Source organism: Streptomyces sp. NPDC040545 (assembly GCF_055595065.1).
Genome location: NZ_JBVIWA010000013.1, coordinates 178,246 through 194,148 on the forward strand (window position 1 = coordinate 178,246; position 15,903 = coordinate 194,148).

At 72.4% G+C, this 15,903-nt stretch carries 14 protein-coding genes and 3 tRNA genes; 9 read left to right on the top strand and 8 right to left on the bottom strand.

What is annotated here, in order from left to right; translation table 11 throughout:
* Positions 1 to 10 precede the first annotated feature (10 nt).
* The 4 genes from purD to ACZ573_RS24360 all read left to right on the top strand — a co-directional run bounded on the left by purD (position 11) and on the right by ACZ573_RS24360 (position 6,150).
* The gene (purD, locus tag ACZ573_RS24345) at positions 11 to 1,264 is read left to right on the top strand and encodes a phosphoribosylamine--glycine ligase (RefSeq protein WP_471307419.1); all 1,254 of its coding nucleotides are present in this window, start codon (positions 11 to 13) and stop codon (positions 1,262 to 1,264) included.
* Positions 1,265 to 1,552: 288 nt separating this feature from the next.
* Complete coding sequence (locus tag ACZ573_RS24350; protein ID WP_471307421.1) at positions 1,553 to 3,361, top strand: M48 family metalloprotease; 1,809 nt, start codon at positions 1,553 to 1,555, stop codon at positions 3,359 to 3,361.
* A 241-nt stretch (positions 3,362 to 3,602) separates the two neighbouring features.
* Positions 3,603 to 5,090 carry a N,N-dimethylformamidase beta subunit family domain-containing protein gene (locus ACZ573_RS24355; RefSeq protein WP_471307422.1) on the top strand — a complete coding sequence of 496 codons (1,488 nt, stop codon included), beginning with the start codon at positions 3,603 to 3,605 and terminating at the stop codon, positions 5,088 to 5,090.
* A 154-nt stretch (positions 5,091 to 5,244) separates the two neighbouring features.
* A complete protein-coding gene (locus ACZ573_RS24360) occupies positions 5,245 to 6,150 on the top strand; it encodes a phosphoribosylaminoimidazolesuccinocarboxamide synthase (RefSeq protein WP_471307424.1) in 906 nt (301 codons plus the stop codon).
* 50 nt (positions 6,151 to 6,200) lie between these two features.
* Here the strand turns inward: ACZ573_RS24360 and ACZ573_RS24365 are convergent.
* From ACZ573_RS24365 to ACZ573_RS24400, 8 genes are all read right to left on the bottom strand, one after another.
* Positions 6,201 to 6,273 (bottom strand) — tRNA-Gly (locus ACZ573_RS24365).
* A 24-nt stretch (positions 6,274 to 6,297) separates the two neighbouring features.
* Positions 6,298 to 6,909, bottom strand: a complete 612-nt coding sequence (locus ACZ573_RS24370) for a response regulator transcription factor (protein ID WP_030009443.1) — start codon at positions 6,907 to 6,909, stop codon at positions 6,298 to 6,300.
* A complete protein-coding gene (locus tag ACZ573_RS24375) occupies positions 6,906 to 8,153 on the bottom strand; it encodes a sensor histidine kinase (RefSeq protein WP_471307426.1) in 1,248 nt (415 codons plus the stop codon). The genes ACZ573_RS24370 and ACZ573_RS24375 overlap by 4 nt, the downstream gene beginning before the upstream one ends.
* 22 nt (positions 8,154 to 8,175) lie before the next feature.
* Positions 8,176 to 8,940: an ABC transporter permease gene (locus tag ACZ573_RS24380; protein WP_471307427.1), complete on the bottom strand. Its 765-nt coding sequence runs from the start codon at positions 8,938 to 8,940 to the stop codon at positions 8,176 to 8,178.
* Complete coding sequence (locus ACZ573_RS24385; RefSeq protein ID WP_471307430.1) at positions 8,937 to 9,884, bottom strand: ABC transporter ATP-binding protein; 948 nt, start codon at positions 9,882 to 9,884, stop codon at positions 8,937 to 8,939. The genes ACZ573_RS24380 and ACZ573_RS24385 overlap by 4 nt, the downstream gene beginning before the upstream one ends.
* A gap of 151 nt (positions 9,885 to 10,035) precedes the next feature.
* Positions 10,036 to 10,108: transfer RNA gene (locus ACZ573_RS24390), tRNA-Gly, on the bottom strand.
* Between the two features lie 74 nt (positions 10,109 to 10,182).
* Positions 10,183 to 10,254: transfer RNA gene (locus ACZ573_RS24395), tRNA-Gly, on the bottom strand.
* Between the two features lie 88 nt (positions 10,255 to 10,342).
* Positions 10,343 to 10,660: a histone-like nucleoid-structuring protein Lsr2 gene (locus tag ACZ573_RS24400; protein WP_468119389.1), complete on the bottom strand. Its 318-nt coding sequence runs from the start codon at positions 10,658 to 10,660 to the stop codon at positions 10,343 to 10,345.
* A 327-nt stretch (positions 10,661 to 10,987) separates the two neighbouring features.
* Here ACZ573_RS24400 and purS point away from each other — a divergent pair, with 327 nt between their 5' ends.
* The 5 genes from purS to ACZ573_RS24425 all read left to right on the top strand — a co-directional run bounded on the left by purS (position 10,988) and on the right by ACZ573_RS24425 (position 15,902).
* Positions 10,988 to 11,233: a phosphoribosylformylglycinamidine synthase subunit PurS gene (gene purS, locus ACZ573_RS24405; protein ID WP_030009438.1), complete on the top strand. Its 246-nt coding sequence runs from the start codon at positions 10,988 to 10,990 to the stop codon at positions 11,231 to 11,233.
* A gap of 2 nt (positions 11,234 to 11,235) precedes the next feature.
* On the top strand, positions 11,236 to 11,916 hold the full coding sequence (purQ, locus tag ACZ573_RS24410; RefSeq protein ID WP_030768819.1) for a phosphoribosylformylglycinamidine synthase subunit PurQ: 681 nt from the start codon (positions 11,236 to 11,238) through the stop codon (positions 11,914 to 11,916).
* Positions 11,913 to 14,162 carry a phosphoribosylformylglycinamidine synthase subunit PurL gene (gene purL, locus ACZ573_RS24415; protein ID WP_301369308.1) on the top strand — a complete coding sequence of 750 codons (2,250 nt, stop codon included), beginning with the start codon at positions 11,913 to 11,915 and terminating at the stop codon, positions 14,160 to 14,162. Before purQ ends, purL begins: the two co-directional genes overlap by 4 nt.
* Positions 14,163 to 14,253: 91 nt before the next feature.
* Positions 14,254 to 15,045, top strand: coding sequence for a maleylpyruvate isomerase family mycothiol-dependent enzyme (locus ACZ573_RS24420; RefSeq protein ID WP_471307432.1), 792 nt, complete (start codon positions 14,254 to 14,256; stop codon positions 15,043 to 15,045).
* Positions 15,046 to 15,095: 50 nt separating this feature from the next.
* Positions 15,096 to 15,902, top strand: coding sequence for an META domain-containing protein (locus ACZ573_RS24425; protein WP_471307434.1), 807 nt, complete (start codon positions 15,096 to 15,098; stop codon positions 15,900 to 15,902).
* Position 15,903 lies beyond the last annotated feature (1 nt).

Below are 15,903 nucleotides of genomic sequence, written 5' to 3' on the forward strand. Positions count from 1 at the left end.
TCTGAGCAGCGTGAAGGTCCTCGTCATCGGCGGCGGCGCCCGCGAACATGCCCTGTGCCGCTCTCTGTCCCTCGACCCCGACGTCTCCGCGCTGTACTGCGCTCCCGGCAACGCCGGCATCGCCGAGGTGGCCGAGCTCCGCCCGGTCGACGCCCTCGACGGCGGCGCCGTGGCCGCTCTCGCCACCGAACTCGAAGCCGGGCTGGTCGTCGTCGGACCGGAGGCCCCGCTGGTCGCCGGCGTCGCCGACGCCGTGCGCGCCGCCGGGATCCCCGTCTTCGGCCCGTCCGCCGAGGCGGCGCAGCTCGAAGGCTCCAAGGCCTTCGCCAAGGACGTGATGGCCGCGGCCGGGGTCCCGACCGCCCGCAGCTACGTCTGCACCACCCCCGAAGAGGTGGACGAGGCCCTCGACGCCTTCGGCGCCCCGTACGTCGTCAAGGACGACGGCCTCGCCGCCGGCAAGGGCGTCGTGGTCACCGAGGACCTGGCCACCGCCCGCGCGCACGCGCTGGGCTGCGACCGAGTGGTCATCGAGGAGTACCTCGACGGCCCCGAGGTCTCCCTCTTCGCCATCACCGACGGCGTCACCGTGGTCCCGCTCCAGCCGGCGCAGGACTTCAAGCGCGCCCTGGACGGCGACGAGGGCCCCAACACCGGCGGCATGGGTGCCTACTCCCCGCTGCCCTGGGCCGACCCGAAGCTGGTCGACGAGGTCATGGAGCTGGTCCTCCAGCCGACCGTCGACGAGCTCCGCCGCCGCGGCACCCCCTTCTCGGGACTGCTCTACGCGGGCCTCGCGATCACCAGCCGCGGCACCCGGGTCATCGAGTTCAACGCGCGTTTCGGCGACCCCGAGACCCAGGTGGTCCTGGCCCGGCTGCGCACGCCGCTCGCGGGCGTGCTGCTGGGCGCCGCCAACGGCACCCTGGACGCCCTGCCCCCGCTGGTCTGGCGCGAGGACGCGGCCGTCACGGTGGTCATCGCCTCCCACAACTACCCCGAGACCCCCCGCACCGGGGACCCGATCGAGGGTCTGGCCGAGGTGGCCGCCGAGGACGGGCCGGACGCCTACGTGCTCCACGCCGGGACCCGCCACGAGGGCGGCGCGGTGGTCAGCGCGGGCGGCCGGGTGCTGTCGGTGACGGCGACCGGTTCCGATCTGGCGCAGGCGCGCGAGAAGGCGTATAAGGCGGTGGCGCGCATCCGTCTCGACGGCTCGCAGCACCGTACGGATATTGCGGCCAAGGCGGCCGAGGGCCGCTGACCAGCGGCTCCGCAGACCTGCGGGCCCGGTGCGCACCCCGTGCGCCCGGGCCCGCGGGCGTGTGCGCGTGCGACTGCATCCGGCCGCGTTCGAACGCATCCACCTTTACCCAAAGCCATTCCATCGGGTGATCGTCACCCGGTCTGCCTGACGGCCGTGCGTGCCCCAACTAGGGTGCGATGCCAAGCATTCCGGCACTTGGCCCACCGGCATTGCGATGTCAGTGGCGGGTGTCACAGTGGGGGAGTGAGCAACGTCGCCGCAGGGCAGAGGGGGTGAGGTCCGGCCGTGTCCGGAACCGGTTCGATCTTGGAAGCGGGCGCACCGTCCGCACGTTCCCGCGCTCTGGCCGTGCTGCGCGTGCGCAGCAGGGCCTCGGCCGTCGGGCTGCTGCCCGCCGCCCTCGCGGTGGTCCTGGTGGCCGCCCGGGCGACGGGCCGGCTGGCCGGTGACCCCTGGCCCACGGTGACCCTCGTCGTGTGCGTGGTCGCCGCTCTCGTGCTGCTCGTCGGCGGTGCCTTCGCCGCGGTGGTGCTCCGGGCGAGCCCGGCAGTGACGCCCACGGTGCCGCTCTCGGAGGCCGCTGCGCCCGATCTCTACCGGCTGGTGCGGGACCTGGCCGACCGGATGGACGTGCCGCCGCCTTCCGCGATAGCCCTGACGCCGGACTGCGACAGCTGGCTGGAGGACCGCAGCCACGCGGCCCACCGCCGCGGCGCCGCCCGTGTCTTCGGCGGCGCGTCCGGATCCGCCGGGCCGGAGTCCGAGCCGGGCGCCGCCCCGGTGCTGGTGATCGGCTCGCCCTTCCTGTGGTGGATGCGGGTCGCGGAGCTACGGGCGGTCCTCGCGCCCGTCGTCGCCGGTACGGGCCCTTCCGCGCACCCGGACATAGCCGACGCCCGCGGCTTCGTCCGCGGCCTGGACGCGGCCGTGGACGTGGGCAGCCGGCGCGGCCTCGGCTGGATCGCCCCGCCGGCCCGGCTGCTGCTGCGGCTGTGCCGGACGGACGCCGCCGAGATGGAGCGCGGGGTGGCCGCCGCCGCCTCGGAGCGTGCACAGGGTGTGGATTACGGGCTGCGCATCGTCGCCCAGGAGCAGGTCGGCCTCGCTTACGCGGGCTGGGACCGGCTGCTGACCCGGGTCGCGCTGCCCGCCTGGCGGATGGGCCGCTGGCCGGCGCACCTCGACGCCGGGGTGGTCTCCGCGCTGACCGAGCTGTCCCGGCGGGACCGGCTGGCCGACGGGTTCACCTCGCGGCTGGGCGAGCGCCCCGCCTGCGACCTGCTGGAGCAGCCCGGGCTGATCGACGAGGCGACCTCGCTGCTGGCCGCCCGGCTCTTCCACGGAGGTCCGGCCGAGGCCGGTCCGGACTGGTCCCCGGTGGACTGGGCGGCGTATCCGGAGGAGGTCGTGGACCGCAAGTGGCGGACGGAGGCGGCCCGCCTGCACGCGGCGCTGGACGCCCTGGCCGTCCCGGCGGGGCTGCCCGCCGGCCCTGCGGGATCCCCCGCTCCAGCCGCTCCGGCCTCCCCCGCCGCCGCGAGCGGCGCCGCCGGGGCCACGGCCCGTCCCGGCTCCTCGGGCGCCTCAGGAGCGGCCGGAGCGGCGGGCCCCGCCACGCTCGCGGCCGCCGACTCCCCCTCCCCCACCGCGGACGCCTTCGCCGGGCCCACCCTGGAGCGGGTGCTGGGCTACCTCACCGACCTCGGCGGCGAGGGCGCGGCCGGCGAGGCGCTGGCCGGCCGCATCACCGGGGAGCTGGCCCGCGAGGAGCGCGCCGCCGGACCGGCCGCCGGGGCCGGGAAGGCGCGCGGCGCGGACGCCGTCCCGCTGTTCCCGCTCCAGCCGCCGCGCAGCGGCCGGGACCTGCTGGCCGACCACGTCACGGCGATGGTGTGCTGCGCGGCCGTGGACTCGGCCGGGGCCACCCCCGGCCTGGACTGGCTCGACGGGCCGGTCCTGCTGGTGGGCGGCGACCGCCGCTCCGACCTGGCGCCGCGCGTGCTGTGCCTGGTCGAGGAGGGGAACCCGGAGCCGCTGCGGGACTGGCTCTCGGCCCTCGGCGTCCGCCCGGAGAAGCCGGTCCGCCTGGTCTGAGGCGGTCGGGGACGGCTCCCCGGGAGAGCCCCGGCTCGTACGGGGAAACCGGGTGTCGATGTTCCGGTCCCGTCAATTCGCGACGAACAGTGACGGACTGCGTGCGTTATGTGATGTGCTGGGACCGGTCGCGGCGGGTTGTTCCGGAGCGGGTGCAGAGAAAACACCGTCTCAGCTCAGCCAGGAACCGCGTGCCGAAGCGATGTACGCCCGGTCGGGGGAGCGAGGGAGGGGAGCGGTCATGGGTGCGGACCAGATCCGGCGTTGGGAGTCAGGTGCGCTCGCGCACGCGGTGAACGACCCCTTCGGACAGGGCCCCCTGCCCTGGTTCCGGGGCAGTGAGCTCTACTTCGACGACACCGGCCAGGTCGTGCCCTGGTACGTGGACCCGGCCGCCGCGGCGGCCGGTACCGGCCAGATCCCCCGCGCCCGCGGCAACGGCGGTCCCCGCACCGCCGACGACGTGCACCGCCAGATCAAGGGCTTCGCCTCCACCGGCGCCGTCACCCCCGGCGAGGCCATCGACTTCCACATCACCGTCGACCCGCCCCAGCAGTTCTCCGTCGACGTCTACCGGATCGGCCACTACGGCGGCGACGGCGCCTCCAAGATCACCACCAGTCCCCGGCTCTCCGGCATCGTCCAGCCGGCCCCGCTCGCCGCCGACCGCACCGTCTCCTGCCACCACTGGTGGCTGTCCTGGCGCCTCCAGGTCCCCTCCTACTGGAGCGTCGGCGCGTACGTCGCCGTGCTGACCACCGCCGACGGCTACCGCTCCCACATCCCCTTCACGGTCCGCGACGACCACCCCGCCGACCTCCTGCTCCTGCTCCCCGACATCACCTGGCAGGCCTACAACCTCTATCCGGAGGACGGCCGCAGCGGCGCCAGCCTCTACCACGCCTGGGACGAGGAGGGCCGGCTGCTCGGCGAGCAGGACGCCGCCGTCACCGTGTCTTTCGACCGCCCCTACGCGGGTGCGGGCCTGCCCCTGCACGTCGGCCACGCCTACGACTTCATCCGCTGGGCCGAGCGCTACGGCTACGACATCGCCTACGCCGACACCCGCGACCTGCACGCCGGCCGCGTGGACCCCACCCGCTACCGCGGCCTGGTCTTCCCCGGCCACGACGAGTACTGGTCGGCACCCATGCGCCGCACCGTCGAACGCGCCCGTCGGCACGGCACCTCGCTCGTCTTCCTCTCCGCCAACACCATGTACTGGCAGGTCGAGCTCGGTCCGTCGCCCTCCGGGGTCGACGACCGGCTCCTCACCTGCCGAAAACGGCGCGGACCGGGCCGCCCCAGCCTGTGGCGCGAGGTCGACCGCCCGGAGCAGCAGCTGCTCGGCATCCAGTACGCGGGCCGGGTCCCCGAACCCGCGCCCCTGATCGTGCGCAACGCCACCCACTGGCTCTGGGACTCCACCGGCGCGGGCGAGAACGACGAGCTGCCCGGCCTGGTCGCGGGTGAGGCCGACCGCTACTTCCCGCGGACCCAGCTCCCCGAGCACGAGGACCGGATCCTGCTGGCGCACTCCCCGTACCTCGACAGCGAGGGCCACCCCCGCCACCAGGAGACCTCCCTCTACCGGGCGCCCAGCGGCGCGCTGGTCTTCGCCTCCGGCACCTTCGCCTGGTCCCCGGCCCTCGACCGCCCCGGCCACGTCGACGAGCGCGTGCAGCGGGCCACGGCCAATCTCCTCGACCGGATCTGCAAGCGCGACTGACCCCGCGACCGGCCCCGCGACCGGCCCGCGACCGGCCCGCGACGGCCCACGATCGACGCCGCCACCGGCCCGCGGCGCGGACCCCTGTCCACGGGAGGGGTCACAGGTGCGCGAGAATCGGGGTGCGCTTCATACAGAACCACAGGGAGACCCCGTGTCCGGATTCGTCGAAAAGCCCGAGCCGGTTCAGGTTCCGGGCCTCGTCCACCTCCACACCGGCAAGGTGCGCGACCTCTACCGTGACGAGGACGGCCGCCTCGTCATGGTCGCCAGCGACCGCATGTCCGCCTTCGACTGGGTGCTGCCCACCGAGATCCCGGACAAGGGCCGCGTCCTGACGCAGCTCTCCCTGTGGTGGTTCGACCAGCTCGCGGACCTCGTCCCGAACCACGTCATCTCCACCGACCTGCCCGCCGGCGCCCCCGCCGACTGGGCCGGCCGCACGCTGATCTGCAAGAACCTCGACATGGTCCCGGTCGAGTGCGTGGCCCGCGGCTACCTCACCGGCTCCGGCCTCCTCGAGTACGAGCAGACCCGCACGGTGTGCGGGCTGGCCCTCCCCGAGGGGCTCGTGGACGGCTCCGAGCTGCCCGCCCCGATCTTCACCCCGGCCGCCAAGGCCGCCGTCGGCGAGCACGACGAGAACGTCCCCTACGAGGAGGTCGCGCGCACCGCCGGCGCCGAGACGGCGGCGCTGCTGCGTCAGACCACGCTCGCCGTGTACAGCCGCGCCCGGGAGATCGCGCGCGAGCGCGGGATCATCCTGGCGGACACCAAGTTCGAGTTCGGTTTCGACCCGGCGGACGGCACCCTGGTCGCCGCGGACGAGGTGCTGACCCCGGACTCCTCCCGCTTCTGGCCGGCCGACGCGTGGGAGCCGGGCCGCCCGCAGCCCTCCTTCGACAAGCAGTACGTCCGCAACTGGCTGACCTCTCCCGAGTCCGGCTGGGACCGCAAGGGAGAGCTCCCGCCGCCGGCCCTGCCGGCGGAGGTCGTCGCCCGGACCCGCGCCAAGTACATCGAGGCCTTCGAGCGCCTCACCGGCCAGTCCTGGTCGTAGGGACGAGAGAAGCCCCCCGGTCCGAGGACCGGGGGGCTTCTTCGTTACAGAGCGGACAACGCGACTCGAACGCGCGACATCCACCTTGGCAAGGTGGTGCTCTACCAACTGAGCTATGTCCGCAGGTGCGCCGTAACGCGAGAACTACTATACCCAACCTCGCTCGCGTGCGAGACGCACTGCCGTGTGCCGGTTCTCCGCGCCCAGCTTCGTCGCCGCAGAGGACAGGTAGTTCCGTACCGTCCCCTGCGACAGCGAGGCCCGCTCCGCGATCTCGGCGATCGGTGCCCCGTCCGCCGCGAGTTCGAGCACCTCCGCCTCCCGCGCGGTCAGCGGCGAGTCCCCCGCACTGATCGCGTCGGCCGCCAACTCCGGGTCCACATAGCGGCCTCCGGCGTGCACGGTGCGGATCAGCTCGGCCAGCCGCTGCGCCGAAACGGTTTTCGGGGCGAAGGCCCGCACCCCCGCCGCCAGTGCCCTCTTCAGGTGCCCGGGACGGCCGTGACTGGTCACGATCATGGTCTTGCAGCCGGGCAGTTCGGCCCGCAGGGATGTGGCGACACTCACACCGTCCGCCCCCGGCATCTGCAGGTCCAGCACCGCCACGTCCGGCCGGTGGGCCCGCGCCATCGCCAGCGCCTCGGGGCCCGAGGCCGCCTCCGCGACGACGAGCAGGTCGTCCTCCAGCGCGAGCAGCGCCGCCAACGCGCCCCGGATCAGATGCTCGTCGTCGGCGAGCAGTACGCGTACGGGGCTCACGCCCGCACCTCCAGTTCTTGCAGTCGTCGGTCCGGGATCTGTGCCAGCAGCCGGAAGCGGCCGTCGCCGACCAGCCCCGCCTGCAACGTCCCGTCCAGGGCCGCGAGTCGTTCCCGCAGCCCGGCCAGCCCCGAGCCCGGCGGCCCGGCCGGGGTCTCGGGCGCCCCGTCGTTCTCCACCACCAGCGTCACGGAGCCCGTCTCCGCGGCGGTCAGCCGGATCAGGCAGCGGTGCGCGTCCCCGTGCCGCAGGATGTTCGTCGTCGCCTCCCGCACCACCCAGCCCAGGGCCGACTGGACCTCCGCCGGCAGTTCCCTGCCCCGCGCGGCCCGGAAGTCCACGCGGCAGTCCATCCCGGCCGCGCTGAGCACCCCGCGCGCGCCTTCCAGCTCCACCGAGAGGTCCGCCTCCCGGTAGCCCCGCACCACGTCCCGTACCTCCCGCTGGGACTCCTGGGCGATCCGCTGCACCTCGATCATCTGCTCCACCGCTTCCGGCCGTTCGCGCCGGGCCAGCTGTATCGCCAGCTCGCTCTTGAGCGCGATCACCGCCAGATTGCGGCCCATCACGTCGTGCAGGTCACGGCCGAACCGCAGGCGTTCCTCCGCCACCGCGAGGCGTGACTGCACCTCGCGGGCCCGGTCGAGCTCGTGGACGGTCCTCAGCAGCCAGGCCGAGAACCCGCTGGTGGCGCTGAAGAACAGGCCGCACAGCAGCACCCCGAGGAAGTACCCCAGAGCATGTGCGGCCGGCAGGCCCAGGGCGAGCACCCCCACCCCCGTCCCGGCCGCCGCGACCGGGGCGACGTACCGCATGCTCCGCACCGATCGCATGCAGAGCACCAGCGATCCGGCGGTGAAACAGGTGAGCCCCAGCACCAGGATCGGAGCCACCGCCGCCTCGTCGATCTTTCCGGCCGCCTTCAGGGCGAGGACACCCAGGACGGCCGCGGCCGTGAGGGAGGCCGTGGTCACCGCCAGCCGCGTGGGGCGTTCGCGCCGCCCCACCACCCAGGTGAGCGCCTTGGAGGAGAGCACCCCGCAGAGCACCGCATGGGCGCACAGCAGCAGGAAGAGCGAGAGGGGCAGCGCCAGGTCGGAGGAGTTCTCGGCGGCGGGGGCCAACGCCGGCATGGCGAACGACGTGATCTCGATGAGCACGAACAGATGGAACGACCACCGCGTGTACAGCTCGACCTTCCCCGCACTGCTGCGGTTCTTCCACCACCCCGTCATCTTCGACACGGTTCCCGTCCCCCGACTCGCTCTACCGGCGCGGTTCCCAGCGGAACCACCGCTGGACAGCAAACACGGTGATCACGGTCCAGGCCAATGTGTTCAGCCCGGCCCCCAGCAGGTCCCCGCCGGCCGAGCCGCCGCTCCACCCGGCCCGTACGAGGGTCATCACCCCGCTCAGAGGCAGCAGTTCGCACAGCGAGGCCGCCAGGTCCGGCAGCGAGTCGGCCGGGAGGAACAGCCCCGAGCCGAGCACGGTCGCCAGGAACAGCGGCAGCGTGGTGAGGCCCGCGGTCTCCACGGTCCGGGTGAAGGAGCTGGTCAGCGCGGACAGCCCGGCCAGCACCACGATGCCGGCGAGGACGGCTCCCACGAGCAGCAAGGGGTTCTGCGGCATGGGCACGTCCAGGACGGCCGCTCCGGCCACGGCGAGGACGATGATCTGCCCGAGCGCCAGGACGGCGGCGGGCAGGGCGGTCCCGGCGAGGATCTCCACGTCGGTCGCCTCACCGGTACGGAGCCGCTTGAGGACGAGCTCCTCGCGCCGGGCGACGTAGGCGGACACCAGGTTCATGTGGACGACGAGGATCAGCACCATGCCGATCCCGCCCGTCAGGGTGGCCACGCCGGCCGCCTCGGCACCCTCGGTCCCGCTCAGCGAGGAGCGCAGGACGAACACCATCAGCAGGGGCATCAGGACGGCCAGGCTGAGCGCCGCCCGGTTGCGCACCAGCAGGGTGAGTTCCGAGCGGCCGAGCGCGGTGAGCCGGCCGGGGTTCAGGGTGAGCATGGTCATCGGGTCCCCGCCTTCGCGTCGTCCTCGGTGCGGGTGCCGGCGGTGCGGCGGTTCTCCGCGATCTCCAGGAAGGCCTCCTCCAGGGAGGCGGACCGGGCGTCGAGCCCGGCCAGTTCCACGCCGCCCTCCCGGGCCCAGCCCAGCAGTTCGGCAAGGTCGGCCTGGAGGTGTTCGGTACGGATCTCCACGCGCTGCCCGTGGGCCGCCGCGCGCAGCGCGAGCGGGAGCCGGGCCGCGGGCACATCGGCCGGCAGGGTGAAGCGGATCCGGGCCGGCCGGGTGGCGGTCACCTCGGCCGGAGTGCCGGAGAGGACGAGTTCGCCCTCGTGGAGGATGGCGAGCCGGTCCGCGAGCTCCTCGGCCTCCTCCAGGTAGTGCGTGGTCAGCAGCACCGTGGTGCCCTGCGCGCGCAGCTCCCGGACCAGCGCCCAGGTGTCCCGGCGCCCCTCCGGGTCCATTCCGGTGGTCGGTTCGTCCAGGAAGAGCACCTCGGGCCCGCCGAGCAGGGCCAGCGCCAGGTCCAGGCGCCGCCGTTCGCCGCCGGACAGCTGTTTGACGCGTACGGAGGACCGCGCGGCCAGGCCGACCAGTTCCAGCACCTCCGCCGCCGGGCGGGCGCCCGTGGTGACCCCGCCCCACATCCGGACGGTCTCGGTCACCGTCAGGTCGGAGGGGAATCCGCCCTCCTGGAGCATGACCCCGGTGCGCGGGCGGACCTCGGCCCGCCGTGTGTACGGGTCGAGCCCGAAGACACGTACCTGGCCCTCGCTCGGCGCGGCCAGCCCCTCCAGCAGTTCGACGGTGGAGGTCTTGCCCGCGCCGTTGGTGCCGAGCAGGGCGAAGATCTCGCCCCGGGCCACGGAGAAGGAGACGCCCCGTACGGCCTCGAACCCTCCTGCGTAGCCGCGGCGCAGGCCCTCGGCTTCGATCACGGTGTCAGTCATGATCCAAGACTCGCGGCGCCGGTGCCGGGCCGGCAGTGCGCGCTGTCACCGCCGCCGATGACATTTGTCAGGACCCGGCGCCCCGGGTGCCGAAGTCAGGGGGAACACGAAGAAGGCCCCGATCGCAATGATCGGGGCCTTCTGCATACAGAGCGGACGACGCGACTCGAACGCGCGACATCCACCTTGGCAAGGTGGTGCTCTACCAACTGAGCTACGTCCGCATGCACTGCATTGCCGTGAGGCGATGCGTGCATCACTCTACCCGATCCACAGCAGTGGTCCGGAAGTGATGCAGAGCGGGTGACAGGGATCGCACACTGCGCCTTCCCTCTGGAAGAGGGATGTTCTGCTACTGAACTACACCCGCACGACCTCGGAGGCTCTGACCTGCGGTCTGGCCCCTCGGCGTGATCCACACACTAGCCGACGGATGGGGGTGCATGGCAAATCGACGCTCAGTGGGCCGCGTTGTAGGCCTCGTAGATCTTCTTCGGGATGCGGCCGCGCGGCGGCACGTCGAACTGGTTCGACCGGGCCCAGGCGCGGACGACCGCCGGGTCCGGGGCGACGGCGGTGTGCTTGAAGGCCTTCCCCGAGCGCGACTGGCGACGGCCGGCGGCCACGAAGGGGGCGAGGCCCTTCCGCAGTTTCTTTGCGTTCGCCACATTGAGGTCGATCTCGTAGGACTTTCCGTCCAGAGCGAACACGACCGTTTCCGCCGCTTCTCCGCCATCGATGTCGTCGGAGAACGTGACTACTACGCGCTGCGCCACGGATATCGGTCCCTTCGTGCGACGTCGCCACCTGCTGACGAGGGGCGATGTCGCCTGTGTGGATGTTTCGGGGCAATGCAACTTTCATCCGGAATCCGGAGTGATTCCTTTGTACCTCGATTCCCATTGCATTGCGAAGCCCAGTTAATTCTCTCCGCGTGTCCCACCGCAATGCCGGGCGCGTGGTTTTCCGGCGGATTTTGCGAAGCGTTGGTGAAGCCGAAACGGCCCGGTGATCACGCCTCCGGGATATCTACCCGCGTAGAAATTTCAGCCGGGTACGCTGATGGAACCGCCTTCGCACCAACCACCACACGGGAGTGCCCGATGGCACGCGTCGTAGTCGACGTCATGCTCAAGCCGGAGATCCTCGACCCCCAGGGCCAGGCGGTGCAGCGTGCACTGCCGCGCCTGGGCTTCGAAGGGATCGCCGACGTCCGCCAGGGGAAGCGCTTCGAGCTCGAGGTGGAGGGACCGGTCGACCAGGCCGCCCTCGACCGCATCCACAAGATGGCCGAAACGTTCCTCGCCAACACCGTCATCGAAGACTTCACCGTGAAGGTCGAGGCCTGACGGTGACCACTCGCATCGGAGTCGTCACGTTCCCCGGAACGCTCGACGACCGTGACTCGCTGCGCGCCGTCCGCCTCGCGGGGGCCGAGCCGGTCTCGCTGTGGCACCGCGACAAGGACCTGCACCAGGTCGACGCGGTCGTCCTCGCGGGCGGCTTCTCCTACGGGGACTACCTGCGCGCCGGGGCCATCTCCCGTTTCTCGCCGGTGATGGAGACCATCATCGAGCAGGCCAAGGGCGGCATGCCCGTCCTGGGCATCTGCAACGGCTTCCAGGTCCTCACCGAGGCCCACCTGCTGCCGGGGGCGATGCTCCGGAACAACCACCTGCACTTCATCTGCCGCGACCAGAAGCTGCGGGTGGAGAACGCGGAGACCGCGTGGACCGGCGACTACACCGCCGGCCAGGAGATCTCCGTACCGCTCAAGAACATGGACGGCCGCTACACCGCCGACGAGCGCACGCTCGACGAACTGGAGGCCGAAGGCCGAGTGGCCTTCCGCTACCTGGACGGCAACCCGAACGGTTCGCTGCGCGACATCGCCGGCATCACCAACGCCGCGGGCAACGTCGTCGGCCTCATGCCGCACCCCGAGCACGCGGTCGAGCCGCTGATCGGGACGGGCCGCACCGACGGCCTCCCGTTCTTCACCTCGGTCCTGAAGAAGCTGGTCAGCGCATGAGCCTCGACACCGTCAAGAACGCCACCGAAACCCCGGACGCCTCCCAGCCCTGGAAGGAACTCGGCCTCAAGGAGGACGAGTACGCCCGGATCCGGGAGATCCTCGGCCGCCGCCCCACGGGCGCCGAGCTCGCCATGTACTCGGTCATGTGGTCCGAGCACTGCTCGTACAAGAGCAGCAAGGTCCACCTGAAGCAGTTCGGTGAGAAGGCCCCCCAGAACGACGCCATGCTCGTCGGCATCGGCGAGAACGCCGGCGTCGTCGACGTCGGCCAGGGCTACGCGGTCACCTTCAAGGTCGAGTCGCACAACCACCCGAGCTACATCGAGCCCTACCAGGGCGCGGCCACCGGCATCGGCGGCATCGTCCGCGACATCCTCGCGATGGGCGCCCGCCCGGTCGCGGTCGTGGACCCGCTGCGCTTCGGCGCGGCCGACCACCCCGACACCCGGCGCGTCCTGCCCGGCGTCGTCGCGGGCATCGGCGGCTACGGCAACTGCCTGGGCCTGCCCAACATCGGCGGCGAGGTCGTCTTCGACGCCTGCTACCAGGGCAACCCGCTGGTCAACGCCGGCTGCATCGGCGTGATGAAGCACGAGGACATCCACCTCGCCCAGGCCTCCGGCCCCGGCAACAAGGTCATCCTCTACGGCGCCCGCACCGGCGGCGACGGCATCGGCGGCGTCTCGGTCCTCGCGTCCGAGACCTTCGACGACACGAAGCCGACCAAGCGCCCCGCCGTCCAGGTCGGCGACCCCTTCCAGGAGAAGCTCCTCATCGAGTGCACCCTGGAGATCTTCAAGGAGAAGCTGGTCGCGGGCATCCAGGACCTCGGCGGCGCCGGGCTCTCCTGCGCGACCTCCGAGCTCGCCTCCGCCGGCAGCGGCGGCATGCGGGTCGAGCTGGACACCGTGCCGCTGCGCGACGCGACGCTCTCGCCCGAGGAAATCCTCATGAGCGAGTCGCAGGAGCGCATGTGCGCGATCGTCGAGCCGCAGCACGTCGACCGCTTCATGGAGATCTGCGAGAAGTGGGACGTCATCGCCACCGTCATCGGTGAGGTGACCGAGGGCGAGCGCCTGGAGATCTTCTGGCACGGCGAGCAGATCGTGGACGTGCCCCCGGGCACCGTCGCCCACGAGGGCCCCGTCTACAACCGCCCCTACGCGCGCCCCTCCTGGCAGGACGCGCTCCAGGCGGACGACGCCGGCAAGCTGCCGCGCCCGCAGACCTCCGAGGAGCTGCGCGCGCAGGTCCTCGCGCTGGTCTCCTCCCCGAACCAGGCGTCGAAGTCGTGGGTCACCGACCAGTACGACCGCTTCGTCCAGGGCAACACCGTCCTCTCGCAGCCCGAGGACGCGGGCATGGTCCGCATCGACGAGGAGTCCAACCTCGGCGTGGCCATGGCCACCGACGGCAACGGCCGCTTCGCCAAGCTCGACCCGTACACGGGCGCGCAGCTGGCGCTGGCGGAGTCGTACCGCAACGTGGCGGCGACCGGCGCCAAGCCGCTCGCCATCTCCGACTGCCTGAACTTCGGTTCCCCCGAGGACCCGGACGTCATGTGGCAGTTCGCCGAGGCCTGCCGCGGTCTGGCGGACGGCTGCCTGGAGCTGGGCACCCCGGTGACCGGCGGCAACGTCTCGCTCTACAACCAGACGGGCGACATCGCGATCCACCCGACCCCGGTCGTGGCGGTCCTCGGCGTGATCGACGACGTCAACCGCCGTACGCCGATGGCTTTCAAGGAGGCCGGCCAGCTGCTGTACCTGCTGGGCGACACGGCCGAGGAGTTCGGCGGTTCGGCCTGGTCGCAGGTGGTCCACGACCATCTCGGCGGCATGCCGCCCAAGGTGGACCTGGGCCGCGAGAAGCTGCTCGGCGAGATCCTGATCTCCGCCTCGCGCGACGGCATGATCGACGCCGCGCACGACCTGTCCGACGGCGGCGTGATCCAGGCGCTCACCGAGTCCTGCCTGCGCGGCGGCAACGGTGCCCGGATCGTGGTGCCCGAGGGCCTGGACGCCTTCACCTTCCTGTTCTCCGAGTCCGCGGGCCGGGCCATCGTGGCCGTCCCGCGCAGCGAGGAGCTCCGCTTCACCGACATGTGCGGTGCGCGCGGCCTGCCGGTCACCCGCATCGGTGTGGTGGACGGCGAGGAGATCGAGATCCAGGGCGAGTTCACCCTCCCCCTGGCCGAGCTCCGCGAGGCCCACGAGACGACGATCCCGGCCCTGCTGGCCTGATCCCACCGCCTCGGCCACGAGCCCCCGCCCGCATCCTGCGGCCGGGGGCTCGTGCCATCGGTGGAACCGACGGCCCGAGTAGGGTCGGGGCATGCCGCCCCGAGGGAAGAAGCCGCGTACCTACGACCCCGCGAAGATCCGTACGGCCGTCACCGCGCAGTTCACGCATGTGTGCCGGGCCGTCGGGGAGTTGGGGCCCGAACAGCTGGCGCGCCCCAGCGGGCTCGGCGACTGGAACGTCGCCGAACTCGCCGGGCACATCGCCTGGATCGCGGACTCGCTGGCCGCCGGCCTGGCCCGGCCGCCCGCCGCCGTCCCCGAGCTGTCGGCGGTCGAGTGGCCCTTCGCCACCGCCTCCCTCGCCGGGAAGATCTCCGAGGCGGCCCGGGAGACCCTGACCGGGGCCCCGCTGCCCGAGCTGTACGACCGGGCGGCCGCCCGGATGGCGCAGGCCCTCGCGGCGCATCCGGGCGAGCGCGTGCTGGACCTGTGGATCGGGGACATGACCCTGGCCGACTTCCTGGTCACCCGGACCGTGGAGCTGGTGGTCCACACCGACGACCTGAACCGGGCCGCCGGACTGGACATCCCGATCGACCGGCAGGCCCTGGCCGCCTGCACCCGGCTGCTCGCCGACGCCCTCGCCCTCAAGGCCCCGGGCGGCTCGGTCGAGGTCCGCGTCCCGCCCTTCGCGGTGGTCCAGTGCATCGAGGGCCCGCGGCACACCCGAGGCACCCCGCCGAACGTGGTGGAGACCGATCCGCTGACCTGGATCCGGCTCGCGACCGGCCGTACGGAATGGGCCGCGGCCCTCGACGGGGCGCACGTACGGGCCAGTGGCGAGCGGGCCGATCTGTCGGCGCTGCTCCCGCTGATGAGCTGAGGGGAACGGCCATGGTGGAACCTTCGCGACGCCCGGTCCGTCCCAGAGGCATGCGTACCTTCCGGCACGTCCCCGCCTCCGCGGGCCTGGCCCTGGCCCTCGCACTCGCCCTGGCCGGCTGCGGCCTGACCGAGGACGCCCGCGGCGCCCGGCTGCCCGATCCCATGGGTTCCTGGGCCGTCGAGTCCCTGACCACAGGCGGCCGCACCCTGCACGCGCCCGAGACGGCCCACCTCGACATCGGCCGGAACGAGGTCAAGGGCAACTACGGCTGCAACGGCTTCACCGCGGTGGCGGCCTTCGCCGGTACCTCCGCGGTGACCGTCACTCCCGGCGCATCGACGACCATGGCCTGCGCGGACATGGAGTTCGAGACGGCCTTCGCCAAGCTGTTCCAGGGCAGGCTGACGATCGACCGGGGACCCGACAGGCTCACCCTGAAGACCGCGGACGGGAGCACGATCGCGATGACCTCGGCGCCCGCGGTCACCGACGCCCCGCTCACCACGACCGAGTGGACCGTGGAGTCCCTGGTCAGCGGTGGGACCGCGGCCTCCCTGCCCGCCGAGGCGGCCGGGAAGGCACGGTTCACCATCGCCCCGGACCTCACCGTGAGCGGCAGCCTCGGCTGCAACCGGTTCAGCGCCCAGGTGACCGCGGAGGGCTCCACGGTCACCTTCGGGCCGCTGACCTCGACCCGGATGGCCTGCGAGGGACCGGTCGGCGAGCTCGAGCGGACGCTGACCCAGCTGTTCGGCAGCGGCCCGCTCACCGCGAAGGTCGAGGGCCGGACCCTCACCCTCACCGCACCCGACGGCAAGGGCCTGACCGCGAAGGCGGCCTCCGCCGCCGAGTGAC